Raw genomic sequence first — 24687 nt, forward strand, 5'->3', positions numbered from 1 at the left:
ATAAACGTGAACGACCGTTCAAAATATGTTCACCAATCCATCACCAGCATCGGCTTGCAACCCAGGTGATTTCCGTTCCATCTGAGCGCTTCCACAAGGAGACGATCTTGGACAATCCGACGAGCCGCCCGAATGTTCTCCTCATCACTTGCGACCAATGGCGTGGCGATTGCCTCTCGGCCGCCGGCCATCCGGTGGTGAAGACGCCAAATGCGGATGCGCTCGCCGCCGAGGGCGTGCTTTTCCGCCGCCACTATGGCGGGGCAGCGCCTTGTTCTCCGGCCCGCGCCTGTCTCTATACAGGCCTCTACCAGATGAACAATCGCGTCTGCCGCAACGGCACGCCGCTCGACGCGCGCCATGGCAACATCGCGCTTTCGGCGCGCGCGGCGGGCTACGATCCAACCCTGTTCGGCTACACCGATGTCTCGCTCGACCCGCGCCAGCTTGCGGCGGGGGATCCGCGCCTGCGCAGTTATGAAGGCGTGCTGCCTGGCTTCACCGTCCGACAGGCTTTGCCCGAGCATCAGAAGCAGTGGCTGTCATGGCTGCGCGCGCAAGGCATAGACACGAGCTCCGGCAGCCCTGGCATCCACCGTCCGGCCGGAGGGCAGGCGGAATGCGACGTGACCAACGCGCCGCCGGTCTATTCGAAGGACCAGACGCCGAGCGCTTTCCTGGCCGGCGAATTCATCCGCTGGCTTGGCGAGCAGGAGAAGGGCGCGCCATGGTTCGCGCACATCTCCTTCATCAGCCCGCACCCGCCCTTCATCGTGCCGGAGCCTTACAATACGATGTACGATCCGGCTGAAGGCCCCGCTTTCAAGCGGGCGGCAAATTGGCAAGCCGAAGCCGCAAGCCACCCCTATCTCGCCTATGATCTCGCCCTCCAGAAGAGAACGAAATTCGTTCCAGGCATGAAGGGCAACGTGCCGGACTGGAGCGAGGAGAATTTCCGCCGCATCCGCGCCATCTATTACGGCATGATTTCGGAGGTCGATGCGCAGCTCGGCCGTATCTGGCAGGCGATCAAATCGGCCGGCGCCTGGGACGACACCATCGTCGTCCTTACATCCGACCATGCCGAGATGATGGGCGACCATTTCATGCTGGGCAAAGGCGGCTTCTTCGATGCCAGCTACCACATTCCGCTGATCGTCCGCGACCCGCGCCGGAAAGCAGCGGCCGGTTCATCCGTGGATCATTTCACCGAAGCCGTCGACGTCTTTCCGACCTTGCTCGACCTGATCGGCGCCGCGCCGCAGCGCCATCTCGACGGCTGCCCGCTGACCCCGTGGCTTGACGGCGACCGCCCCGGGAACTGGCGCGACGCCGCGCATTGGGAATTCGACTTCCGCACGATCGCGGCAGGCGACGCCGAACGCCATTTCGGCATGGAGTCGCGCGACTGCAATCTCGCCGTCATCCGCTCGGCCGGCTTCAAATATGTCCATTTCGGCGGCGGCCTGCCGGCGCTTCTGTTCGACCTGTCGCAAGACCCGGGAGAACTGAACAATGTGGCGAACGACCCCGCCTATCTGCCGGTGCGACTCGAGTTCGCGGAGAAGATGCTAGCCTGGCGCGCTACTCACCTCGACCAGTCGCTGGCCTTGGCGGAACTGACGGAGGATGGAGTGGCTGGGTGCGTCAGTAGGGCAGTAAGGCAATAGGGCAGTATGGGAATCGCTCCCTACTGCCCTACTGCCCTACTGCCCTATTCCCTTACTTCAGCATCATCCGCTGCTGGTCGCGATTGGCGGCATAACTGCTCTTGTCATAGGCCGTCTGCGCCTGCAGCTGTTCCTTGGTGAAGTTGGTGTAGAGATATTTCTTGCCGTTTTTGTCGGTCATGAATTTGAGCTTGTCCATGCCGACCGCCACCTCCTTGGCGCCGATGCCGAGGAAGCCGCCGACCTCGACGATGACCGCGTCCGGCTTGTTTTCGGGCGTCAGCACGACGTCGCCGATGGAACCGATCTCGGCGTCGTTGGCGCCATAGACCGTCGTACCCTTCAGATCATCGACCCTGATATTGCCCATGGGCATTTCGGTCAGCGTCGACTTGTCGATGGACGAGGTCTTGGTCTGGTCGGTTGCGGCGGTGCCATTGTCGGCGGGCTTGTTCTCAGCAGTGCTCTGGGCCGCCGGCGCCGCGGGCTTGTTCTCTGCCGTCGACTGGGCGGGCTCTGCCGGCTTGGCCCCCTTGTCGGAGGTCGTGTCCGAAGACACCACCGCGGGCGTGGTCGCCGCGGGAGCGTTGTTCGCGGCCGTGGTCGTGCCCGGCGCCGGGTCATAGGCCTTGCGGTTGAAGTCGGGCTGCGCCTGCAACTCCTCCTTGGTGGTCTCGGCCACCAGCCAGCGGTCGCCATTTTTCTCGGCCCATTTTGCCTTGGCGAAGTCATAGGCGACGTTCTTCTCACCAATGCCGAGGAAGCCCCCCACGCCGATCACGAGGGATTCAGCCTTGCCGTCCTTGGCAAGAACGATGTCGTTGACGTCGCCGATCTTCTGGGCGTCGTCCGCGGTGCCGTTATAGACCGACTCGCCCATGATGTTGGACGCGATGTTGCCCTCGGCCTTCTTCACCGGCTCGGCCGGTGCGGCCGCCGGAGCCTGTGCTGTCGTGTTGTTGGCGGGCTGCGTGGCATCGGTCGTCTGCGCCGGCGCCGGGTCATAAGGCTTGCGATCGAATGCCGGCAGCGCGTTCAACTCATCCTTGGTCGATTTGGCGACCAGCCAGCGGTCGCCATTCTTCTCGGCCCATTCCAGCTTCGCGTAGTCGAAGGCGACGTCTTTCTTGCCGACGCCGAGAAAACCGCCGACCCCGATGATGGCGGATTTGGCCTTGCCGCTGGAATCGAAGACGACATCATCGACCTTGCCGATGTTCTGGGCGTCGTCGCCGGTGCCATTGTAGACAGACTCGCCGATGATATTGGACATCAGCGCGCCGTCGGCGCGCGGCACCGGAGCCGTGGTTTCGGCGGCAGGGGCCTGTTGCGCCGGAGCGGTTGTCGTCTGCGCAAGGGCGCCGGTTGCGAGCAGTGTAGCGATCGCGGTGGTCGCAAAAAGAGTGCGGATCATGATGGTCTCTCCTCGTGCCTGATTTGTGCATGCTGCTCACCCGGTCAGCCTCTGGACGGCGGGTCGGGAGCGGCAGTGTCGACAGGTTCACAACGTTGTGACCGGGGTGTTGTTCCAAGACACGTTCACGAGCGTCTGGGTTGCCAAACCTACGCTGGAACCTTTGCGGCCGCATCCTCGTTCCAGCCTTCGGCTGAGGTCTGACGGCTCAAGGCGGCTTGAACCGAATACGGAGCGGATATGCGGTTTGCTGCGGTGCTTAATCATGACGGCGGCGCGCTCCGCACCGTCGACATGGAAGCTTTCTCCGGACAGTTGCGTCAGACGCTTGAAGCGGCGGGACATTCGGTCGAGATCGACATCGTCGCCGGCCGGGATGTCGCTACCGCGCTGGAGAAGGCCATCGCCAGGCGCAACATCGACGTGATCCTCGCCGGTGGCGGCGACGGCACGATCTCGACCGCGGCGTCCCTTCTCATGAACAAGAAGAAGGCGCTGGCTATTTTACCTGCGGGGACGATGAACCTCTTCGCGCGCGGCCTGGGCATTCCGCAGACACTGGAGGCAGCGCTGCGGTCCTTTGCCGATGGCGAGGTGATCGCCGTCGACATGGCGAGCGCCAATGGCCAGCCTTTCGTGCATCAGTTCTCGATTGGCATGCATGCCAAGATGGTCCAGTTGCGCGAGAAAATGGATTTCGGCTCGCGCCTTGGAAAGATGCAGGCCTCCGTGCGCGCCGCCTGGGCGGCGATCAAGAATCCACCGGCGCTGAAAGTGAGCCTGAGCATCGGCAAGGCGGAGATCGTGACGCGCACGACCGGCATCGGCATTTCCAACAACCTGTTCGGCGAGGGCCACCTGCCTTATGCCGACAACCCGGCCGGCGGCGTGCTCGGCATCTATGTCAGCGTCGCGCGCCGGCGTCACCATCTGGCAAAGCTGCTGCTGGACATGCTGCGCGGCCGGCTGCGCCAAAGTGCCCATGTCGAAGTTCATCAGGCCGGCAAGGTTGTCCTGAAGGTCCTCTCGCCCGCCAGGAAATTCAGCGCCGTCCTCGACGGCGAACTGATCAGGCTCGAGCGCGAAACCACGATCGAGATCCACCCCGGCGCGTTGAACGTGCTTGTTCCGTCGAGCGGCGTCAGCGCAAAGGCAGCTTGAAGACGGCGCTGCTTCAAGGTTTTGCGGTCGATTGGCCTGGAGCGGCGCCCTGCTCGGTGCCAGGCGGCTGCGGCACATGCTGCTCGCCGGAAGCCGGCGACTTTATCAATTCCCCGTAAATCTCCACCGCGCCCCACGCAATGAAGGCCAGCAACAGGCCGCCTACGAGAATCCTTAAAGCGTGCCAACCCCAGCGCCCCTGGCGGGCTTTGTCTTCAGGAACGATCTTGGTCATGATTGGCCTCCATGTTGCGTGTCTGGCCAAGCGTTTCGGGCACGGCACGATCGGGTAACGAGACCTTGCCGTGAAGGTTCCGAGCGGGAGATCATTGGACGAATGAGCCTGCGGCAGGCGTTCGAAGCTCGCCAGCAAGCCAGCCGCGATAGTCATGCCCAAGCAGCCCGCCACGCTGGAGACCTCGACAGCCTAATGCAGATCGTCCGGACCTTGCCTGGGCGGCGGGGGCCTGGTGTTCTCCCGATAGATGGCGTAGGCGACGACCGCCAGGGCGGGCGCCGCAATGGCTGCCAGCCCGCCCTTGCTCCTGGCAAGCGCCGGAAGCAGGGCAAGCGCGGCGGTAACACCCACCGCCGTCATGTCGGCCTGTCGCCGTCGCGCGCGGCGTTTGCCGCGCGCGCTGGCGGTCAGCTTGTGGATGACGATGATCAGCCCGGCAATCACCAGGAACCCGATGCCGAACCCCAGGCTGGTCGCCAACGGCCCGTAGCGCGCCGCCAGCCAGATATAGACGGCGCCGATGAGGAAGCCGACGCCGCAGAGGGCGAAGATGGCGGCAAGCCCATAAAGGATGGCGGTTATCCGCGCCCTTTGCAAAGCAGCCATTGCCTCGCCCGAGGCAAGGGCTGAGATCAGCGAGACAAGCGTCCCCATCTGAGGCTAGCGGCGGGAAAGAAGAGCGAAGAGGAAACCGACGCCCGCGGCGATCGCCAGCGACGTCACCGGCTTCTCACGGACTTTGGCGATCAGTTGTGCCTCAATGTCCTCGGCGCTTCCTCGCATGCTCTCGAACGCGGCTTCGCCTTGCGCGCGCAGCTGTTCGACGCCGTCCGCGGCGGCGCGCCGCGCGGCGCCGTAGCCGTGCTGGCCCGTCCTGGCCAGTTGCTCGGTGAGTTTCTGAATATCCGCCTTCAACTGCTCGATATCGGCTTCGAGATCGGCGGTGGTTGCTTGGTCCGTTGCGGATTTGCCTGCGGCGCTTGCCATTCTCTAACTCCTTGCGTTTGCGTTGGTTTCAACGCCCGTTCTGCACCATGGTTCCGGGTCTGGCCTCTCACAGCACCCTAGGGCGTCTTCAGATTCAGGTCAGGCCGAGTCGAAAATGGTGGCTTCCGAGAACCGGAGCGGAGCGTACTTAAAGTACGTGAGCACCGGAAGCGCAGGAAGCTACCATTTGCAGGCCGGCCTCACCTGAATCTGAACACGCCCTAGATCAGCGGCCTGCGGTCCTCCCCCAGCCCTTCCCAGCGGGCCAGCTTCTTCAGCCCATCATAGTCGATCACTTCACAGCCACCATCCCGCCACAGGACCAATTCGCGGTCCATCAGCTTGCGGATCGTCTTGTTGGTGTGAACAAGCGAGAGGCCAAGCGTGTCGGCGACGTGCTGTTGCGTGATCGGGATCTGCACCGGCGTCTTGCCGTTGAGGCCGGCGCCACGAGCCCGACTGGCGATGAAGGCGATAAGATAGGCGGCGCGCTCGAGCGCGGTGCGACGGCCGATGCTGAGCAGGTTCTCGTCCAGCATTCGCTCCTCGCGCGAAGCGATCCAGGTTATGTCGTAGGCAAGGCCGGGGTGATTGCGGTAGAGTTCCTGCAACTGCTCGCGTTCGAAGACGCAAAGCAGCATCGGCGACAGGGCTTCGACGGAATGCTGCATCTCGCCCATCAGGCTGCCCTGCAGGCCGATGAGGTCCCCGGGCATGGAAAAATTGAGGATCTGCCGCCGCCCGTCGGGCAACAGCTTGTAGCGGAAAGCCCAACCCGACAGCACCGTGTAGAGATGGGCGCTGTGGCTGCCTTCGACCAGCACCGTCGCCCCCTTGTCGACGGCAAGCTCACCGCGCTTGAAGGTGTTGATGAATGACAGTTCCTGCTTGTCGAACTCGCGGAATGCAGGCAGAGGCCGCAATGGGCACTTTTCGCAACGATATTGACGGCTGGCGATCGGACGTGCGCTTTGGCTGGACATTTCGACCCCTCTTCGAAATCCCTGCCCTTGCGGGCGCAGAAAAACGCCTGAGACCGGCAGGGGTTCCGCAGGCTTCCACGCCTGTGCTTTTAGCCATGTCTTTTTTAAATGACATGCCAACAAATTCCGCGCATCAGTGCGGTCCTGCCAGGAGAAACCGATAAGTGCCAGCACTGCTTGACGGACTGCGTATCCTCGTCCTGGAAGACGAGTTCCTGATCGCGATGGATGTCGAGCAGCTTTGCCGCGACCATGGCGCGGCGGAGGTGACGATCGCCCGGGAGATCGTCGAGATCGACGGGCAAGCGCTGTCCGCGCGATTCGACGCGGCGGTTGTCGACCTTATGCTCGGCGGCGTCTCGACCTTGGATTTCGCCGCCCGGCTGCGCAGCGAGGGCGTGCCGTTCGTATTCGCCTCCGGCTATTCGGATCCGGAGGAAATCCGGGGTTCGTTCCCCGACATCCGCCTGGTGACCAAGCCTTACTCGGGCGAGGATCTGATCGAAGCCGTGGCCATGGCCTGCGGCCGGGTCCCCTCGGCCTGACGCAGGGTTCGCCGAAGCCGCCCTACAGGCTGCCCGTTCACCTTCGCTACGGCTTGCGCGAACCGGGGATCCTTCCGCAGCTTCCGGATGCGCCAAGCGCCCCGATGACGATCAGCACGGCGCCGGCGGCAACCCAATAAGAAACATCACCGACGCCGAGCAGCGCGAGCAGGGACAACGCGGCCAACGGCGTCGCATAGGCGATTGCCGAGATCAGCGCGGTATGGCCTGTCCTGGTCGCCCGATCCCAAAGCGCGTTGGAAAGCGTCAACGGAACGATCCCTATGGCTGCGATCGCCAGCAGCTGGGATGGGGAAAGGCTGATCGGCGCCTCGAAACCGAAGTGCAAGGCCAGCGCAAGCACCGCCAGAATTCCCATTGACGGCCCGATGACGTCCTCGGCCTCCCGACCATCCGAGCGGACCGCGGCATAGATGGCGAAGGTAAGGCCGCTCAAAAATGCCAGGAACACGCCAAAAAGGTCGAAGCCGAGCGCAAAGCTGGGGCCGATCGCAACCACCGCGCCGACGAAGCCGAGGACAATGCTGCCCAGGCGCGACGGGCCGAGCCGTTCACGCCGCTTCCGGGCCATGATGAGCACCAGCATCACCGGCCACAGATAAGCGACGACATTCGCCTCCGCCGGCCCGATCCTGGGCATGGCGAAGAGATAAAGGACATTGTTGACGAGCAGGCCGACGCTGACCAGAAGGACCGTGCGGAACGGCGTGGCGACGAAGGAGGCGGTGCGCCTACGTATGAACGCCATGAAAAGCGCGGCGACAAAGCCTACGGCCGCAGCCAGCCCAAAGACCAGGAACGGAGGCGCGGGGCTCGCCAGCGTGGCCAGTGTCGGCCATGTCGCCCAGAAAAGCACGGCCCCCACGGCAAGGGCGGCCGCCCTGGCTCGCGGACCGAGCGGCCGCAGCCCGTCCAAGGGCAGTTGGAGGCGGAAGACCGATGCTGCAGATACTGTTTCCATACCGCCGAATAGAATAGAACTGCGGCCTGACCTGACAAGCAAGTCCTCGTGAATACCGAGCTCGGCGAGCCGATCACGCCCGCCGAAATGGCCGGTATCGCACTTAGGGACGCCAGGCGGCGCTCCGCGCCCCGAAAATCAGGCCGCGTTCGAGCCTGTCACTTGCGCCGAGATCGCGTCGGGTCCGAACTCGTCCTCGCCGGAAATCTTGAGGATCTCCTGCAGCCTGGTGCGCGCCCGGCTGACCCGGCTCTTGATCGTGCCGACCGCGCAGCCGCAGATTTCGGCGGCTTCCTCGTAGGAAAAGCCGGAAGCGCCGATCAGGATGATGGCTTCGCGCTGGTCCTCGGGCAGTTGCTCGAGCGCGCCGCGGAAATCCTTGAGGTCGAGCTGACCGTGCTGGGCCGGATGGACGGCAAGCCTGGCGGTCATGATGCCGTCGCTGTCCTGCACTTCGCGGCCGCGCTTGCGCATCTGCGAATAGAATTCGTTGCGCAGGATGGTGAACAGCCAGGCCTTGAGATTGGTGCCCGGCTGGAAACTCTCATGCTTGTCCCACGCCTTGACCAGCGTCTCCTGGACGAGGTCGTCGGCCCGGTCGGCATTCTGCGTCAGCGACACCGCAAAAGCACGCAAGCTCGGGATCGCACCGAGCAGCTCGGTCTTGAAGCTCTGGGATACCGCCGCCATGCCTCAGTCCTTTTTCTGGGCAGGTTCGGTCTGTTCCAGCTGGCTGAGCAACTGAGCGAAACGGTCCGGCACATGATCCGAGACCAGCTCGTCGTAATATTGCTTGAGCTTGCGGGCAATTTCGGAGTTTGCTCCAAGCGGGTTGCCATCCCCGTTCCGATGCCTGCTCTTGGCATCAGCCATCTGTTTTTTTGACATTTCTTTCATGTTAGCCCTAGTTTCCAGCACCGGAACCGCTCTTCGACTTCAAACCACAACGCAAGCGGAACCCTCGTCTGGTTGCCCAACCCGAGACCCCGAAACGCAGGCCTGCTAATTTAGTTCCATGGCCGGCGGAACTTTTTCCGGAAGCCGGCGTTGGTTTTCCAGGGGCTGGCAACAGCATGGCCTTGAACGTGCAACGTCATCTGAGGGAGACGTAAATAATGAGTTTGTCCGCAACCATCGCTCCGCATCTTCCGTTCCTGCGCCGCTTCTCGCGCGCGGTGTCCGGATCGCAGGAAAGCGGTGACGCGCTGGTCGCCGCGATGCTGGAAGCCATCATCGCCGACACCAATATCTTCCCCGAAGCCTCCAGCGACCGTATTGCGATATATAAGGTCTTTGCCAGGCTCTTCACCTCAGTTGCCATCCGCGTGCCGCAGGAGCAGGCCCAGACAGCCTGGGAGCAGCGGGCGGCCGCCAATCTGAACGCGATCGCGCCCTTGCCGAGGCAGGCTTTCCTTCTTGTCGCCGTGGAGGGTTTCAGCGAGGACGAGGCCGCGGAGGTTCTCGACGTCGACGACGACGAGTTCTCGGAGTTGCTTGCGCAGGCAAGCAGCGAGATTTCGCGACAGGTCGCGACCGATGTGCTGATCATCGAGGACGAGCCGCTGATTGCCATGGACATCGAGGAGATGGTCGAAAGCCTCGGCCACCGGGTCGTCGGCACGGCACGTACACATGCCGAGGCAGTGGCCATGTTCGGCAAGACGCGGCCGAAAATGGTACTGGCCGACATACAGCTCGCCGACGGCAGCTCTGGCATCGAGGCCGTCAACGAGATCTTGTCGTCGACACCGGTGCCGGTGATCTTCATCACCGCCTTCCCGGAACGCCTGCTGACCGGCGAACGCCCTGAGCCGGCCTTCCTGGTCACGAAGCCTTTCAATCCCGACATGGTCAAGGCTCTGATCAGCCAGGCCCTGTTCTTCGACCGGCAGGCCAAGGCCGCCGCCTGATCCGCTCCGAATGCTGGACCGTTTTGAGCGTCATGCGGGGCCTTCGCGCCTCGCATGACGCTCATCTTTTTGCGATCTGAAAAGTCCCTTCAAAGGGGATCGTCTTTTTCAGCAAATGGTGGAACAAACGGCACCGACCCACGTTCTTTTCCCGACATAACAAGGAGACGCATCATGCTGTACTGGGCGCTCGTATTTCTCGTAGTTGCGATCATCGCCGGCGCGCTTGGGTTCGGCGGCATCGCCGGCACGTCGGCTGGCATCGCGCAAATCCTGTTCTTCATCTTCCTCGCCTTCCTGGTGATTTCGCTCATCGCGGGCCTCTTCAGGAGAGCCTGACGCGACACTGGAAGCCGCACCCCTCAAACGGTTTCCAGCCACCGCCGGGCGGCGTCTCGAAAGAGCGCCGTCCGGCGGACCGTTTTGGAGAGCCTGCGGCGTCGGAACCAGTTGCGGATTGAAACCGTTCAAGGACCGAGTGCGGGGATGTTCCGATGCCTCCCGAGGATCCCACCAAGGACAGGACTGAAAGGCGTGACGGCGAGGTGATCGCGATGCATCCCGCCGAAAGCGGGATGCAGGTGGGGCGAGCCTTGCTTCATGCCCTGCACAATGCCGGAATCTCGGTTCTTTATCAGGATCGGCAGATGAAAACGGTCTGGGCGCGCAACATGGGCGCGCCGTGGGCCTCCGAAACCGCCGACGGCAAGGACCAGCTTTCGCCGACGCAGGCCGAACGTATAAGCGCCGTCAAGCTCAAGGTGATCGAATCCGGCAACGCCGACCAGCTCGAGCTCAGCATTCCAGGAAGCCAGGGCGTCCGTTGGTTCCAGCTTTGGGTCGATGCCGACCGCGGCGACGCCGGCGAAGTCCTCGGCGTCGTCACCACCATGGTGGAAACGACGGAGCAGAAACGTCGCGAGCAGACGCTGAAGGCATTGCTGCGCGAAGTCAGTCACCGATCGAAAAACCTCCTGGCCATCATCCAGAGCATCGCCACACAGACAGGACGCTACGCGGAGACGCTCGGTGAGTTCCTGGCGCGGTTTCGCGGCCGGCTGCAATCGCTCGCGTCCTCGCAGGATCTGGTCACATCCTCCAACTGGCGGGGAGCGGCGCTGCAGGAACTCGTATCCGGCCAGGTCGGCCGCTACAGCGCCGATCTGGCCCGGAGCCTGCGGTTCGCGGGCGACAATCCCTATCTTAACCCCAATGCCGCCCTGCATATCGGCTTGGCGATGCACGAATTGGCTGTGAACTCGGTGAGCTACGGCGCGCTGTCGCGAGCTGACGGCCATGTCGAAGTGAGCGCAAGGCTTGAACCCGAAAGCGGAAGCTCGCCCAGCCTTTTGCTGACCTGGACGGAGGCGGTCGGCGACGCGCCGCGCAATGAGAAGCGCTTCGGCAGCGTGGCGCTGGAGCGCGTCGTGCCGATGTCGCTGAACGGCTCCGCGACGCTCGAAATCGGCAAGGACCGTATGGAATACCGCCTCACCGTCCCGCATGGAAATTTCGAGACGGATTGATTGCGCCCTATGGCGCCAGGCTTCGCAGGCGAAGGCGCTTAACCCCCCCTGTTCACCATAAAGTCCGATCCTGAGTCGCCGGCTGGCGATGCGCCGGAAACCCATCCGCGCCTCCCGGCGCGCGATCTGGGAGACTGAAAAGATTGTTGCCGATATGAACAAGCTGGAGCAGGCCGCCCGTGTCTCGATGAGCGGCTTCCAGGAGGCCGAGCCTCAGCCGGCGCCGCGATCATCCCGTCTTTCGCTCCGGCTTGGCGCGGTCGCGCTTCTCGCCGCCGTGGCCCTGACTGCCGTCTGGCAATTGTTCTGATCCCTGCATGCGGCAGCTGGCATGTCGATCAGAGCTGCGCGGCGGCTTTGGGTAAACGTCCATAAGGAACAGGACTTGTTGCGCGTCGTCTGATTCCCTTCGACACTACGCTTTGAACCCGGCCCCGGAACTTTCGCTCGCCGAGAATCGTTGTTTGCGGCGAGAGGTTTGGAGCCATGGAACACATCGCCGCACTGCTCTTCGTCGTCGGTTGCTCGAGCACAATGACCGATTGTCGCGAACTCCAGGTGCCAGTCAGCGTCTTCGAGACCGAGCAGGCCTGTACGGCCGAACGGCCCTTCGCCCTCGGCGACCTGCAGGGCCAGGCCCCGCACATCGTCGGCAAGTGCCTTACCGTCGATCCGGCCCTGGAAGATGATTACGATCAGATCGCCTGGAACGTGCGGCCCGACGGCACGCTGGTCGCGTCTTTGGAGGTTTCCGGCATGCTTGTCGCGTCGAACAGCGCGCGCCCCGAAAAAGACTATCTTAAACAACAGTAAGATCGGGCAGGCAAAGCCCGTTTTTTCATGCTAAATGGCGGCTGGCACTGCCGAAAAGTGAGGACAAAAGTGAGGAGCATTTCAATGCGGAAGATGATTATTGCCATGGTTGCCGTTGTCGCTGTCAGCGGCTGCACCACGACCGAGCAGGATGTCGTGGGCGGTGGCCTGATTGGCGCCGGCGTGGGTGGCCTGGTCGGCGGCGGCAAGGGTGCGCTGATCGGCGCGGCGGTCGGTGCCGGGTCGGGCCTCCTGGTTCGTAACCTGCGCAACGGCTATTGCCAGTACCGCGATCATCGCGGCCGGATCTACACGGCTCGCTGCAACTGATACCGGAAAGGGACCGGAGGCCGCTGGCCGGCCTCGGTTCCGACCCGCTGATTCGTACACCAGCGCGGGGCCATTTTGGCCGCTCACTCCGCCAGCGGTATCCTGATTTCCACCTTCAATCCGTCGTCCCGATAGTCGCGCGCGATCGTGCCGCGCAACTCGCGCGTGACATTGAGGTCTATCAGCTTGGTGCCGAAGCCGGTCTTAGCCGGCGCCTCCAGTTTCTTCTGACCCGCTTCGCGCCAATTCAGGGTAAGCGTCCGCTCGCGGCCGCGCCCTTTCACGTTCCAGTCGACCTTGAGGGCGCCCACCGAGTTGCCGGCCTCGCCATATTTCAGCGCGTTGGTGGCGAGTTCGTGGAAGGTCAGCCCCAGCGCCTGAGTCGTCGTCTCGTCGAGCAACACTTGCGGCCCGGACAGCACACCTTCCGGGAGGTCTTTGCCGAATACCTGCCCCAGCTCGATACGCAGCAGGTCGCCGAGATCGGCCTTCTGCCAGCGCGAGCGGGTGAGCATATCCTGCGATGCGGCCATGGCCTGGAGGCGCGCCGAGAACGATGCCGAGAACTCCTTGACGTCGGTGGCTTGCGAAGCCGTCTGCCGCGCGATCGCCAGCACACGGGTGATCGAATTCTTGATGCGATGCTTCATCTCCTGAAGGATCAGGTCCTTCTCCAGCAGGCTCTTTTCCGTCGCCTCGTGCAGCGCCGATTTGGCGTCATAGGCACGCTCCTGATAGCGCGCCACCAGGGCGATGGCACCTGCAAGCAGCAGGCCGAACAGCCCGAGCATAACCGGAATGGCGCGCGAGGATGGTAGCTCGAAGGCGCTTGTCGGCCTGAACAGCAGCGTCCAGGGCCGACCGGCAACAACGATATCGCGGCGCGCCAGAAGCTTCGCCCCGATGCGTTCCGCCGGCGGCGCTTCCGACCGGAACAAAAGATTGCCGGCCTCGGGCTTGCCGTCATAGACCTCGACATTGACGGGCAGCAGCGGCGCGCGGCTGAGCGCGACCTGGAACAGGTCCTGCGCGCGGAAGGCAGCGTAGAGAAGGCCGGCCGTCGAGGAGCGGCTTGCATTGATCACGTCCGGGGCGGTTTCGACGTTCAGCCGCACGAAAACCAGGAAACCCGTGAACGTCTGCGCCACGCCGGCGCCCTGGCCGAGCTGGACCAGGCCGCTCGCATGCTGCTGGTCGTCGGCCATCGCCTTTTCGATCGCCTCGCGCCGCACCGGCTCGCTGAACATGTCGAATCCGATGATCGACTGGTTGGACGTGTCGAGCGGCTCGAACAGCACGATCGGCGTGCGCCACTGCTGGGTCGTCGCAGGGTAGATCGGGTGGGCCGACCCATGGTCGCGCAGGATATCGCGTTCGACCGCGGCCTCGTCGCCGGCTTTGGCGAGCCTGAGGAAGCCTATGCCGCGCAGGCCCGCGAAGTTGTCATCGATGTTCAGCGCGGTGAAGAAGGCGTTGAATTCGCCGCGCGTGATGTCGCCGTTGCGGGCATCGAACAGCGCCTGCGTCGAACGCAGCAGCGACAGATGCAGGTCGATCCGGCTCTCGATGCGGCTCAGCGCGTCGTCGGCAGTGCCCTCGAACTTGATCCGCGCCGCCTCCTGCGTCGCGAAATAGGCGAACCCGGCCATCGTCAGGCTGATCAGCGCGACGGCGACAAAGGCAACGATCGGAAAGAGCTTCTTCAAATCAACGATGTGGCCCGTGGACGGTCTACGATCCTTATGGGCAAGTCTCCGCGTCAACACAATGGCGCGGTCAAATCATCACCGTGGCTGGTACATCACGCAGCCAGCAATTAGCCGGCTATATGCCTGGGCTTAGGCCGCGATCTTCAGCGCGCCAGGGCCTGGAATGGCGCCGGGCGGACATTTGCCCAAAATGATCATGCCGAGCACTTCGTCCTGGGTGACATCGGTGGTGCGCGCGGTGCCGACCACCTGGCCGTTCTTCATCACGCAGACCCGGTCGGCGAGCTCGAAGACGTCGTGGATGTCGTGGCTGATCAGGAAGATGCCGATGCCGTCGGCCTTGAGCTGCTTGACCAACTCCCCGACCTGCGCCGTCTCCTGCGGCCCGAGCGCCGCCGTCGGCTCGTCCATGATCAGGATGCGGGCATTGAACAGGATCGCGCGCGCGATCGCCACGGACTGCCGCTGTCCGCCCGACAGCTTGACGACCGGCTCCTTGAAGCGCTGGAAGCGCGGATTGAGCCGGCCCATCACCTTGCGCGCCTCGGCTTCCATTGCGACGTCGTCCAGCGTGCCCCAGGCGGTCATCCGCTCGCGCCCGAGGAAGAGATTGGCGGCGGCATCGACATTGTCGGCCAGCGCCAGCGTCTGGTAGATCGTCTCGACGCCGTATTTCTTGGCGTCGCGCGGGTTGGAGATCGAAGCCTCCTCGCCATTGATGAAGATCTGCCCGCTGTCGCGCTTGTAGGCGCCGGACAGGATCTTGATCAGCGTCGACTTGCCGGCGCCGTTGTGGCCGAGCAGCGCCATCACTTCGCCGGGGAAAAGATCGACGGACGCGTCGTCGACTGCGCGGATGCCGCCGAAGGCGATCGAGATGTTGCGCATGTCGACCAGTGAAACGCCGGCGGGAGCGGATTTGTCAGCCATGTTGTTTCTCCTCCCTGATCAGGCCCGCTTGCGATAGAGGGTGTCGAGCCACACCGCCACGACCAGCACGGCGCCCACGACGATGCTTTGCAGCGGCGAATCGACGCCGAGCAGCACCATGCCGGACTGCAGCGACTGCATCAGCAGCGCACCAAGCATGGCGCCGAGCACGGTTCCGGAACCACCGGCGAGCGACGTGCCGCCGATGACGGCCGCGGCGATGACCAGCAACTCGTCCAGCGTTCCGAGCGCATTGGTGGATGAATTCTGCCTGGCCGACGAGATCGCCGCCGCGATTGTCGCCAGCACGCCCATGATCATGAACACCTTCATGGTGATCCAGCGCGTGTTGATGCCGGCGAGATTGGCCGCTTCCGGATTGCCGCCGATGGCGAAGACATAGCGGCCGAAGCGCGTGCGCTTGGTGACGAAGGTCATGATCAGGCCGACGGCGACCGCCATCAGCACCGGAATGGCTATGCCATGCGCGATGAACAGTCCGCCTTCGGGAACGGTGATGTTGTTGGCGGCGGCATAGCGGTTCACGATGCCGACCGGCCACGGATAGGAATTGGCGAGCCACACAGCGCCCAGGATGATCGCGCAGGTGACCGTAGCGAGCAGCGTCTCGGCCCAGACCGGACGCAGCGGGAAGCGGAAGCGCTTGCGCTGCACGCGACCGTTATAATGCATGAAAATGACCGCCAGGCAGGCGACGATGCCGACGACCCAACTCCATTTGGCGCCGATCGAGCCCGCCGGGCCGCCGCCCATCAGCTGGAAGGTGGCGTCAAGCGGCGCGACGGTCTGGCCGCTGGTGACCCACCAGGCAGCGCCACGCCACACCAGCAATCCGCCCAGCGTGACGATGAAGGCCGGCACTTCGAGATAGGCGATGACGAAGCCCTGGAAGGCACCGATGAGGAGGCCGAGCGCCAGGCCGATCAGCAGTGCCAGCACCCAGATCCACGGGTTGCCGAGCTCGAGCCCGACGAAGCGAACCAGGAAATGCACCTGGGCAAAACCCATGACCATGCCGATCACCCCTTCGGCCGATCCGACCGACAGGTCGATGTTGCGCATGACGATGACCAGCACCATGCCAGAGGCCATGATCGCCACGGCCGAAGTCTGCACCGACAGGTTCCAGAGGTTGCGCGGCGTCAGGAAAGTGCGGCTGTCGAAGTCGAGCGGATTGACGCCAAGCCGCAGGCTGGAGATCACATGCAGTCCGCCCCAGATCAGCAGCAGCGCGCCGATCATGCCGAGCATGCGGGTGTCCAGCTCGGTTGCCTTCAGGAACCGGGCGACGGTGCCCAGCTCCGAGGCACGCGCGGTGTCTGCCGGTTGGGTGGACGTCGTGTCGGTCATGAAATTCCTCCTGCCGGCCTGCCGTCTGACGCGGATGCCGGAGCAAGCCTAGAAGCTATCCGCTCGAGGCGGGACGGTAAATCTTCGAGAAAACGCCGCGGCTTTCCGGCCGCGGCGCGAAGTTTTTGGTTTAAGTCGGCGAGCTTAGTTGCAGACCTTGACGCTGCCGGCGGCAACGCCAGCGCAGACTTCGTCCTTCTTGATCCAGCCGGCGTCGATGACGAGGTTGAGATTGTCCTTGGTGATCGCGATCGGGGTCAGGAACAGCGACTTGACGGTGTTGCCGCCAGGCGTTGTGAAGTCCTTGGCGCCGGCGATGTCGCCCATCTTCTTGCCGTCGGCGAGCTGCGAGGCGATCTCGGCGGCGTTCTTGCCGAGCTCGCGCGCATCCTTCCACACCGACACGGTCTGCGTGCCGAGCGCGATGCGGTTCAGCGCCGCGTGGTCGCCGTCCTGGCCCGAGACCGGAACGGTGCCGGCCAGGCCTTGCGCCGTCAGCGCCGCGACGACGCCGCCGGCGGTGCCGTCATTGGCGGCCACGACCGCGTCGACCTTGTTGTCGTTGGCGGTCAGGAACTGCTCCATATTCTTCTGCGCGTTGGCGGGCAGCCAGCCGTCGGTATAGGCCTCGCCGACATTCTTGATCTTGCCGCTGTCGATCGCCTCCTTCAGCACTTCCATGGAACCCGAGAACAGGAAGTCGGCGTTCGGATCGGAACCCGAGCCCTTGATAAAGACGTAGTTGCCTTCGGGCTTGGCCTTGAACACCTCACGGGCCTGCATGCGGCCGACTTCCTTGTTGTCGAAGGTCAGGTAGAAAACGTCCTTGTTCTCGATCAGGCGGTCGTAGCCGACGACCGGGATGCCTTCATCGAGCGCCTTCTGCACCGCCGGGCCGATCGCCGAGGCGTCCTGCGCCAGGATGATCAGCGAATTGGCGCCCTGCGAGATCAGGCTTTCGACGTCGGTCAGCTGCTTGCCCGGATTGGACTGCGCGTCGGCGGAAATATACTTGTCGCCGGCGGCCTCGATGGCGGCCTTCATCGCCGCTTCGTCGGTCTTCCAGCGCTCTTCCTGGAAATTCGACCACGAGACGCCGATCACCTTGTCCTTCGCCTCGGCGACCGAAGGCAGCGTCAGCGACATGGCTACGCCCGCCAGAATGGCGGCTGCGAATTTCTTCATGATATCCTCCCTGCGCCTTGTGCGGCGCGACCCAGACTGGCCCGAAGGCCGGCATAGAGGCTTTTTTTCGAGCCTCAAAAAAATAGTGATCCAGCGAAATGAAGCTGTCAACCGAGATTCTGATGGCATTTGATGGGCCCAGGGATTTTTTTCGGAGTCCGCAATAAATAATGACATCGGCTTTGGCTTCTGCCACTATCCCTAGCGTGTCAGCGACAGGCCATGGCATCATCACAAGGCCGCGATGACCGGGAGGACGTGCGAGACGATGTCGGTCGGAATCCGTCACGACGATTTGCGCCGGCGCAACCGCGCCATGGTGATTTCGGCCGTGCGCCGCGCCGGCCAGCCATCGCGGACGGAAATTGCCGCCACCACCGGCCTCAGCCACTCGACCATTTCAGCGATCTCCGCCGATCTGATCCAGGAGGGCATCCTCACCGAGAGCAAGGCCAGCGAGCCGACGGCGTTGAAGCGCGGCCGGCCGCAGATCGGCCTGGCGCTGAATCCCGAGGCCGCCGCGGTGTTGACGGTGGTGCTGTCGCTGAACTTCCTGTCCGTCGCCGTCATCGACTATGCCGGCCAGGTGATCGCCGAGGAGCAGCGGCGCCTGGACACGCTCGTCATGCCGCGCGACGAGCTGATCGGCGAATGCCTGGCGATCGTCCGGCGCCGGCTGCAGGACCCCGATCTCGACGTGGGCAGCGTCGCCCGCATCGCCATGGGCATTCAAGGCATCACCGATTCCCACGCACGCGCCATGCTATGGTCGCCGATCACGCCGCTGACCGACATTCCGTTCGCCGACATCCTGGAGAGGGAATTCGGCATCCCTGCCACCATGGAGAACGACTGCAACATGATGGCGGTGGCGCTGCGATGGCGCGATCCCGAGCGCTATCGTGACAATTTCATCGCCATCCTGCTCTCGCACGGCATCGGCATGGGCCTGGTGCTGAAGGGCGAATTGTTCACCGGCTCGCATTCCTCCGGCGGCGAGTTCGGCCACATGATCCATCGTCCGGGCGGCGCGCTTTGCCGCTGCGGCCGCCGCGGCTGCGTCGAGGCCTATGCCGGCAACTACGCGATCTGGCGCAGCGCCATGGGGATAAGCGAGGACGCCGCACCGACCGATGTCGGTGACGCCGACATGCGCGCGCTGGCCGCAAAGGCCCGACAGGCGGACGGCCCCGAACGGGAAGCCTATCGTCGGGCCGGCGAGGCGCTGGGCTTCGGTCTTGGCAGCCTGTTCGCCCTCATCGACCCGGCGCCGGTCGCCATGGTCGGCGTCAGCGCGGCCGCCTTCGACCTGATCGAGCCGGCGCTGAGGGAGGCGATCGCCCAGACCGCCGGCGGCCAGCACTCGAGCTCGATCTCCTTCGACACCGAGCCGAACGAGCTGCCGCTGATCCGCGAAGGCTGCGCCACCCGCGCGCTGACCTTCGTCGACCAGGAGATTTTCGCGCCGGGTGTCCAGGCAAGAGCGGGCAAGCACGTCGCATAAGCCGCAAGCTCAAGCGCCGGGATATGCTGAGATTCCGGTCAGGCCGAGTCGAAAATGGTGGATTCCGAGAACCGGAGCGGAGCGTACTTTTTGGTACGTGAGTACCGGAAGCGCAGGAAGCCGCCATTCGCAGGCCGGCCTCACCTGAATATCAGCATATCCCTAGTCTTCCCGGATTGCATAACCCGCCCCGCGGATGGTGCGGATGACGTCGGGCATGCGGCCGTTGTTGACGGCCTTGCGCAGGCGGCCGACATGCACGTCCACGGTGCGCTCGTCGATATAGATCGTCTCGCCCCAGACATTGTCGAGCAGCTGGCTGCGCGAGAACACGCGGCCGGGATGCCGCATCATGAATTCGAGCAGGCGGAACTCGGTCGGGCCGAGCCTGATCTCGCTCTTCTTGCGATAGACGCGGTGCGATTCGCGGTCGAGCACGATGTCGCCGACCTTGAGCACGCTGGACAGCACCTCGGGCTTGGCGCGGCGCAGCAGCGCCTTGACGCGCGCCATGAACTCCGGCGTCGAGAACGGCTTGACCAGATAGTCGTCGGCGCCGGTGGACAAACCTCGAACCCGATCGCTTTCTTCACCGCGCGCGGTCAGCATGATGATCGGCAGCCGCTCGGTCTCGGGCCGCATCCTGAGACGCCGGCAGAGCTCGATGCCGGAGACCGCCGGCACCATCCAGTCGAGCACGAGCAGGTCGGGAACATTTTCCTGAAGGCGGATTTCGGCCTCGTCGCCGCGGGTCACCACTTCCACCTGGTAACCCTCGGATTCGAGGTTGTAGCGGAGCAGCACCCCCAGCGGCTCCTCGTCCTCCACCACCATGATGCGTGGCGCGATCATCGGGGTAACCTTTTCCGTCAGGCGGCCGGCGCCGACATTGCCGTCTCGTCCTGCTTGGGACGGTTGGCGGGCAATTGCGTGCCGGTCAGCACATAATAGGCGTTCTCGGCGATGTTGGTCACATGGTCACCGATGCGCTCGAGGTTCTTGGCGCAGAACAGAAGATGCGTGCAAGCGGTGATGTTGCGTGGATCTTCCATCATGTAGGTCAACAGCTCGCGGAAGACGGAGGTGTATTTGACGTCGATGCGTTCGTCGTCGTTGCGAAGCTTGGCCAGCGCCGTGGCATCACCCACCGTATATTCCTGAATCACGCCCTGGACCTGGATCAGCACCAGTTGCGCCATGGAATCGATCGAATGCGTGAGGTCGCGCGGGGCAGTGCTGACGCCGACTGACCCGACGCGCTTGGCGATGTTCTTGGCGAGATCGCCGATGCGTTCGAGGTCGCCCGCCATGCGTATCGAGCCGACCACGTGGCGAAGATCGTCCGCCATCGGCTGGCGCTTGGCGATCAGCGTGATGGCGCGGTCGTCAAGCTCGCGCTGACGCGCGTCCATGATGGCATCGTCGGAGACGACGCGCTGCGCCAGCGCATTGTCGCTTTCGAGCAGGGCCCTGGTCGAGCCGCCGACCATGGAGCCGGCGAGATCGCCCATGTCGTTGATGAGCCGGCTGATCTGCCTCAGATCCTCGTCGAACGAGGCGACGGTATGTTCGGCCATGATGTTGTCCTCGTATGAGCTCAGCCGAAGCGGCCGGTGATGTAGTCCTGGGTGCGCTTCTCGCGGGGCGAGGTGAATATCTTCTCGGTCCGGTCGAATTCCACCAGCTCGCCCAGATACATGAACGCCGTCTGCCGCGACACGCGCGCCGCCTGCTGCATGTTGTGGGTGACGATGACGATCGTGTAGTCGGCCTGCAATTCGTCGATCAGCTCCTCGATCTTGGCGGTCGAGAGCGGATCGAGCGCCGAGGCCGGTTCGTCGAGCAGGATGACCTCCGGCTTCACCGCGACGGTGCGGGCGATGCAAAGGCGCTGCTGCTGGCCGCCCGAGAGGCTCTGGCCGCTGGCGTTGAGCTTGTCCTTGACCTCGTTCCACAGCGCCGCGCGCTTCAGCGCCGACTCGACGCGGCTGTCCATCTCGGCCTTGCTGATCTTCTCATAGAGCCTGACGCCGAAGGCGATGTTCTCGTAGATCGACATCGGGAACGGCGTCGGCTTCTGGAACACCATGCCGATCTTGGTCCTGAGCAGGTTGAGGTCCTGCGAGCGATCGAGGATGTTCTTGCCGTCGAGCAGCACCTGGCCCTCGGCGCTCTGCTTCGGATAAAGCTCGTAGATGCGGTTCAAGACGCGCAGCAGCGTCGACTTCCCGCAGCCCGACGGCCCGATGAAGGCGGTCACGCTGCGCTCGGGCAGCGACAGGTTGATGTCCTTCAGCGCCTTCGACTGGCCATAGTAGAAGTTGAGGTTCTTGACCTCGATCTTGGCCTTCTCGACGGTCGTGTCGGCTACGTTCAGGTCGGTGGACAACATCGGTTTCATCTGTCCTCTCTGCGTCCGGTTAGGCTGCGGGCGATGATGCTCAGCCCGAGAACCGTCAAGGTGATTATGAGTGCGCCCGTCCAGGCCAGCTGCTGCCATTCCTCGTAAGGGCTGAGAGCGAACTGGAAGATGGTCACCGGCAGGCTGGCCATCGGGGCATTGAGATTGCTCGACCAGAACTGGTTGTTGAGCGCGGTGAAGAGCAGCGGCGCCGTCTCGCCGGAGATGCGGGCGATCGCCAGCAATATGCCGGTCACGATGCCGGACAGCGCCGCGCGGTAGGCGACGGAGCGGATCACCACCCAGCGCGGCGCGCCGATGGCGGTGCCTGCCTCGCGCAGCGCGTTGGGCACGAGGTTCAGCATGTCCTCGGTGGTGCGCACCACGACGGGGATCACCAGGATGGACAGCGCGACGGCGCCGGCGATGGCCGAGAAGTGCCCCATCGGCCGCACCATCAGCTCATAGACGAACAGGCCGACGATGATCGAAGGGGCCGACAACAGGATGTCGTTGATGAAGCGCACCACCGTGGTCAGCTTCGAGAAGCGGCCGTACTCGGCCATGTAGGTGCCGGCCAGCACGCCGATCGGCGTGCCGACGACGATGCCGATGATCGTCATCACGATGCTGCCGTAGATGGCGTTGAGCAGGCCGCCGGCATCGCCGGGCGGTGGCGTCATTTCCGTGAACACGGCAAGGTTCACCCCCGAAAGGCCCTTGTAGAGCAGAGCGCCAAGGATCAGCGCCAGCCAGGCCAGCCCGATGCCGGCGGCTATGACGCACAGCGCCATCATCACGGCATTCTTGCGCTTGCGGCTCTGGTGAAGCGATTGGGCAGTCGCCATCGGTCAGGCTCCCGTGCGGCTATCGATGCGCAGCAGCATGTAGCGTGCGAGCGCCAGGATGATGAAGGTTATGATGAACAGGATCAGGCCGAGAGCCACCAGCGAGGAGGTGTAGATCGCGCCATCGGCCTCGGTGAACTCGTTGGCGATCGTCGCCGAGATCGTCGTGCCCGGCGCGAACAGCGAGGCGCTGATGCGATGCGCGTTGCCGATGACGAAGGTGACGGCCATCGTCTCGCCGAGCGCGCGGCCGAGGCCGAGCATGACGCCGCCCATGATGCCGACGCGGGTGTAGGGAATGGTCACGCGCCGCGTCACCTCCCAGGTCGTGCAGCCGATGCCGTATGCCGATTCCTTCAACACCGCCGGCACCGTGTCGAACACGTCCTTGGTGATCGAGGTGATGAAGGGCAGCACCATGATGGCCAGGATCAGCGAGGAGGTCAGCAGGCCGATGCCGTAGGGCGGGCCGGCAAACAGGCTGTTGAGGCCGGGGACGCCTTTGAAGAGCCAGATGATGAAGGGCTGGATCGTCGTCTGCAGGAACGGCGCGAAGACGAACAGGCCCCAGATGCCGTAGATGATCGAGGGGATGCCGGCCAGAAGCTCGACGGCGATGCCGATAGGGCGCCGCAGCGGACGCGGGCAGAGCTCGGTCAGGAAGACGCCGATGCCGATGCCGATCGGCACGGCGATGATGATGGCGATGGCCGAGGTGACGATGGTGCCGTAGATGGGCGCCAGCGCGCCGAAATTCTCGGTGACCGGGTTCCAGGATTCGGTCGAAAGGAAGGATATGCCGAATTTCGACAGCGCTTCCCACGATCCGGCGATCAGCGAGATGGCGACCCCGCCGAGCAGAACCAGCACGAGGATGGCGGAAGCGCGCGTGGCCGCCCGGAAGACCATGTCGGTGAAGGCAAAGCGGCGCACTGTCGCTTCCCTGGTCCGCATGGCGGACGATGTCGCGGCTTCGGAAACGGCACTCATCTAGCCCCTCGCATTTCGAAAGAGACGGGAGGGCGCCGGAAGCGCCCTCCCTTGTTCGTCAGAATTACATGCCGGAATAGAGCGGCTTGCCATTCGCGTCGACGATGTCCTTGCCCCACATTTCCTCGACGCTCTTCACGACCGCGTCGGGCATCGGAACATAGTCCAGGCTGGCGGCCAGCTCGTCGCCCTTGGCGTAGGACCAGGCGAAGAACTTGAGCGCCTCGCCGGTGGCGGCGGCATCGTCGGGCTTCTTGTAGACGAGGATCCAGGTGGCGGACGTCATCGGCCAGGTTTCGGCGCCGGTCTGGTTGGCCAGGATGACGCCGTAGCCCGGCTGCGAGTTCCAGTCGGCATTGGCAGCGGCGGCCGAGAAGGCGGCGGCGGTCGGCTCGACCTTCTTGCCGTCCTTGTTGATCAGGTCGGTGTAGGTCAGCTTGTTCTGCTTGGCATAGGCATATTCGACATAGCCGATCGCGCCGCCGGTCTGCGAGACGTTGTTGGCGACGCCCTCATTGCCCTTGGCGCCGATGCCCACCGGCCACTCGAGCGCGGTGTTGACGCCGACTTTCGACTTCCAGTCGGCGCTGACGTCGGCCAGATAGTAGCTGAAGTTGAAGGTGGTGCCCGAGCCGTCCGAACGGTGCACGACCGCGATCGCCTGGTCGGGCAGCTTAACGTCCGGGTTGAGCTTCTTGATCGCTTCGTCGTTCCAGTTGGTGATCTTGCCGGAGAAGATGTCGGCCAGCGTCGGGCCGTCGAGCACCAGCTCGCCCGGCTTGACGCCTTCGAGGTTGACGACCGGAACGATGCCGCCCATCACCATCGGGAACTGCGCGAGCCCGGTGGAGTTGAGATCCTCGCCCTTCAGCGGCGCGTCGGAAGCGCCGAAGGTCACCGTCTTGGCCTTGATCTGCTTGATGCCGCCGCCGGAGCCGATCGACTGGTAGTTGAGACCGATGCCGGTCTCCTTCTTGTAGGCGTCGGCCCACTTCGCATAGATCGGATAGGGGAAGGTGGCGCCGGCGCCGGAGATATCGGCTGCCATCGCGGCGGAGATGCTAAGGGTTGATGCCGCAGCCATTGCAATCGCAACGGCCGCAGAGCGGATGAAATGTCTCATGTGGCCTGCTCCTGTTCGGAAGATGGTCTTTCGGCACCCGTTCTATCGGCGCCCGGTGAGCGCAATA

28 protein-coding genes are annotated in these 24687 nt (G+C 63.7%); 10 read left to right on the plus strand and 18 right to left on the minus strand.

Features of this window, described 5'->3' with window-relative positions:
- Window positions 1–107: 107 nt before the first annotated feature.
- Window positions 108–1670 carry an alkaline phosphatase family protein gene (locus EJ068_RS10540; protein WP_189342049.1) on the plus strand — a complete coding sequence of 521 codons (1563 nt, stop codon included), beginning with the start codon at window positions 108–110 and terminating at the stop codon, window positions 1668–1670.
- 52 nt (window positions 1671–1722) lie between these two features.
- Here the strand turns inward: EJ068_RS10540 and EJ068_RS10545 are convergent, their stop codons facing one another.
- Window positions 1723–3084, minus strand: a complete 1362-nt coding sequence (locus tag EJ068_RS10545) for a PRC-barrel domain-containing protein (RefSeq protein ID WP_127252514.1) — start codon at window positions 3082–3084, stop codon at window positions 1723–1725.
- Between the two features lie 240 nt (window positions 3085–3324).
- Between EJ068_RS10545 and EJ068_RS10550 the strand changes: the two genes are divergently transcribed.
- Window positions 3325–4245 carry a diacylglycerol kinase family protein gene (locus EJ068_RS10550; protein WP_127252513.1) on the plus strand — a complete coding sequence of 307 codons (921 nt, stop codon included), beginning with the start codon at window positions 3325–3327 and terminating at the stop codon, window positions 4243–4245.
- A gap of 13 nt (window positions 4246–4258) precedes the next feature.
- On the opposite strand, the gene EJ068_RS10555 is transcribed toward EJ068_RS10550, so the two are convergent.
- The 4 genes from EJ068_RS10555 to EJ068_RS10570 all read right to left on the minus strand — a co-directional run bounded on the left by EJ068_RS10555 (window position 4259) and on the right by EJ068_RS10570 (window position 6453).
- The gene (locus EJ068_RS10555) at window positions 4259–4480 is read right to left on the minus strand and encodes a hypothetical protein (protein WP_127386266.1); all 222 of its coding nucleotides are present in this window, start codon (window positions 4478–4480) and stop codon (window positions 4259–4261) included.
- A 192-nt stretch (window positions 4481–4672) separates the two neighbouring features.
- Entirely contained in the window at window positions 4673–5137 is a 465-nt protein-coding gene (locus EJ068_RS10560) for a phage holin family protein (protein WP_126080882.1), read from the minus strand.
- A 6-nt stretch (window positions 5138–5143) separates the two neighbouring features.
- Window positions 5144–5470, minus strand: coding sequence for a DUF883 C-terminal domain-containing protein (locus tag EJ068_RS10565; RefSeq protein ID WP_126080881.1), 327 nt, complete (start codon window positions 5468–5470; stop codon window positions 5144–5146).
- Window positions 5471–5691: 221 nt separating this feature from the next.
- Window positions 5692–6453, minus strand: coding sequence for a Crp/Fnr family transcriptional regulator (locus tag EJ068_RS10570; RefSeq protein WP_127252204.1), 762 nt, complete (start codon window positions 6451–6453; stop codon window positions 5692–5694).
- A 164-nt stretch (window positions 6454–6617) separates the two neighbouring features.
- Between EJ068_RS10570 and EJ068_RS10575 the strand changes: the two genes are divergently transcribed.
- Window positions 6618–6998, plus strand: a complete 381-nt coding sequence (locus EJ068_RS10575; RefSeq protein ID WP_126080880.1) for a response regulator — start codon at window positions 6618–6620, stop codon at window positions 6996–6998.
- Window positions 6999–7044: 46 nt separating this feature from the next.
- Here the strand turns inward: EJ068_RS10575 and EJ068_RS10580 are convergent, their stop codons facing one another.
- The 3 genes from EJ068_RS10580 to EJ068_RS10590 all read right to left on the minus strand — a co-directional run bounded on the left by EJ068_RS10580 (window position 7045) and on the right by EJ068_RS10590 (window position 8877).
- Complete coding sequence (locus tag EJ068_RS10580; RefSeq protein WP_127252205.1) at window positions 7045–7980, minus strand: DMT family transporter; 936 nt, start codon at window positions 7978–7980, stop codon at window positions 7045–7047.
- Between the two features lie 138 nt (window positions 7981–8118).
- Entirely contained in the window at window positions 8119–8670 is a 552-nt protein-coding gene (locus EJ068_RS10585) for an RNA polymerase sigma factor (protein WP_027166584.1), read from the minus strand.
- 3 nt (window positions 8671–8673) lie between these two features.
- Window positions 8674–8877, minus strand: a complete 204-nt coding sequence (locus tag EJ068_RS10590) for a NepR family anti-sigma factor (RefSeq protein ID WP_042641626.1) — start codon at window positions 8875–8877, stop codon at window positions 8674–8676.
- 218 nt (window positions 8878–9095) lie between these two features.
- Between EJ068_RS10590 and EJ068_RS10595 the strand changes: the two genes are divergently transcribed.
- The 6 genes from EJ068_RS10595 (at window position 9096) to EJ068_RS10620 (ending at window position 12559) form a co-directional block, all read left to right on the plus strand.
- Window positions 9096–9890 (plus strand): response regulator, encoded by a 795-nt coding sequence (locus EJ068_RS10595; protein ID WP_126080878.1) that lies wholly within the window; start codon window positions 9096–9098, stop codon window positions 9888–9890.
- 174 nt (window positions 9891–10064) lie between these two features.
- A complete protein-coding gene (locus EJ068_RS10600; protein ID WP_018429836.1) occupies window positions 10065–10229 on the plus strand; it encodes a DUF1328 domain-containing protein in 165 nt (54 codons plus the stop codon).
- A gap of 155 nt (window positions 10230–10384) precedes the next feature.
- Window positions 10385–11416, plus strand: coding sequence for a sensor histidine kinase (locus tag EJ068_RS10605; protein ID WP_126080877.1), 1032 nt, complete (start codon window positions 10385–10387; stop codon window positions 11414–11416).
- An 88-nt stretch (window positions 11417–11504) separates the two neighbouring features.
- Window positions 11505–11726: a hypothetical protein gene (locus EJ068_RS10610; protein ID WP_127252206.1), complete on the plus strand. Its 222-nt coding sequence runs from the start codon at window positions 11505–11507 to the stop codon at window positions 11724–11726.
- A 176-nt stretch (window positions 11727–11902) separates the two neighbouring features.
- Complete coding sequence (locus EJ068_RS10615) at window positions 11903–12229, plus strand: hypothetical protein (RefSeq protein WP_127252207.1); 327 nt, start codon at window positions 11903–11905, stop codon at window positions 12227–12229.
- Window positions 12230–12313: 84 nt separating this feature from the next.
- Window positions 12314–12559 (plus strand): YMGG-like glycine zipper-containing protein, encoded by a 246-nt coding sequence (locus tag EJ068_RS10620; protein ID WP_027166589.1) that lies wholly within the window; start codon window positions 12314–12316, stop codon window positions 12557–12559.
- Window positions 12560–12642: 83 nt separating this feature from the next.
- On the opposite strand, the gene EJ068_RS10625 is transcribed toward EJ068_RS10620, so the two are convergent.
- The 4 genes from EJ068_RS10625 to xylF all read right to left on the minus strand — a co-directional run bounded on the left by EJ068_RS10625 (window position 12643) and on the right by xylF (window position 17754).
- The gene (locus EJ068_RS10625; RefSeq protein WP_127252208.1) at window positions 12643–14265 is read right to left on the minus strand and encodes a CHASE domain-containing protein; all 1623 of its coding nucleotides are present in this window, start codon (window positions 14263–14265) and stop codon (window positions 12643–12645) included.
- 132 nt (window positions 14266–14397) lie between these two features.
- Window positions 14398–15198, minus strand: a complete 801-nt coding sequence (locus tag EJ068_RS10630; RefSeq protein ID WP_127252209.1) for an ATP-binding cassette domain-containing protein — start codon at window positions 15196–15198, stop codon at window positions 14398–14400.
- Between the two features lie 18 nt (window positions 15199–15216).
- Window positions 15217–16569 carry a sugar ABC transporter permease gene (locus EJ068_RS10635; protein ID WP_127252210.1) on the minus strand — a complete coding sequence of 451 codons (1353 nt, stop codon included), beginning with the start codon at window positions 16567–16569 and terminating at the stop codon, window positions 15217–15219.
- Between the two features lie 144 nt (window positions 16570–16713).
- Window positions 16714–17754: a D-xylose ABC transporter substrate-binding protein gene (gene xylF, locus EJ068_RS10640; protein ID WP_127252211.1), complete on the minus strand. Its 1041-nt coding sequence runs from the start codon at window positions 17752–17754 to the stop codon at window positions 16714–16716.
- A 268-nt stretch (window positions 17755–18022) separates the two neighbouring features.
- On the opposite strand from xylF, the gene EJ068_RS10645 reads away from it, so the two are divergent.
- Entirely contained in the window at window positions 18023–19258 is a 1236-nt protein-coding gene (locus tag EJ068_RS10645; protein WP_127252212.1) for an ROK family protein, read from the plus strand.
- Window positions 19259–19420: 162 nt separating this feature from the next.
- Here the strand turns inward: EJ068_RS10645 and phoB are convergent, their stop codons facing one another.
- The 6 genes from phoB to pstS form a co-directional block, all read right to left on the minus strand.
- The gene (phoB, locus tag EJ068_RS10650; RefSeq protein ID WP_010911896.1) at window positions 19421–20110 is read right to left on the minus strand and encodes a phosphate regulon transcriptional regulator PhoB; all 690 of its coding nucleotides are present in this window, start codon (window positions 20108–20110) and stop codon (window positions 19421–19423) included.
- Window positions 20111–20127: 17 nt separating this feature from the next.
- Entirely contained in the window at window positions 20128–20835 is a 708-nt protein-coding gene (gene phoU / locus EJ068_RS10655; protein ID WP_042641610.1) for a phosphate signaling complex protein PhoU, read from the minus strand.
- 20 nt (window positions 20836–20855) lie between these two features.
- Window positions 20856–21659, minus strand: coding sequence for a phosphate ABC transporter ATP-binding protein PstB (gene pstB, locus EJ068_RS10660; protein ID WP_112129583.1), 804 nt, complete (start codon window positions 21657–21659; stop codon window positions 20856–20858).
- Window positions 21656–22507 carry a phosphate ABC transporter permease PstA gene (gene pstA / locus EJ068_RS10665; protein ID WP_127386020.1) on the minus strand — a complete coding sequence of 284 codons (852 nt, stop codon included), beginning with the start codon at window positions 22505–22507 and terminating at the stop codon, window positions 21656–21658. Before pstA ends, pstB begins: the two co-directional genes overlap by 4 nt.
- Before the next feature lie 3 nt (window positions 22508–22510).
- Window positions 22511–23497, minus strand: coding sequence for a phosphate ABC transporter permease subunit PstC (gene pstC / locus EJ068_RS10670; protein WP_127250499.1), 987 nt, complete (start codon window positions 23495–23497; stop codon window positions 22511–22513).
- A 64-nt stretch (window positions 23498–23561) separates the two neighbouring features.
- Window positions 23562–24620 (minus strand): phosphate ABC transporter substrate-binding protein PstS, encoded by a 1059-nt coding sequence (gene pstS / locus EJ068_RS10675; RefSeq protein WP_129554527.1) that lies wholly within the window; start codon window positions 24618–24620, stop codon window positions 23562–23564.
- Window positions 24621–24687: the final 67 nt, after the last annotated feature.

Source organism: Mesorhizobium sp. M2A.F.Ca.ET.043.02.1.1 (assembly GCF_003952405.1).
Classification (GTDB): domain Bacteria; phylum Pseudomonadota; class Alphaproteobacteria; order Rhizobiales; family Rhizobiaceae; genus Mesorhizobium.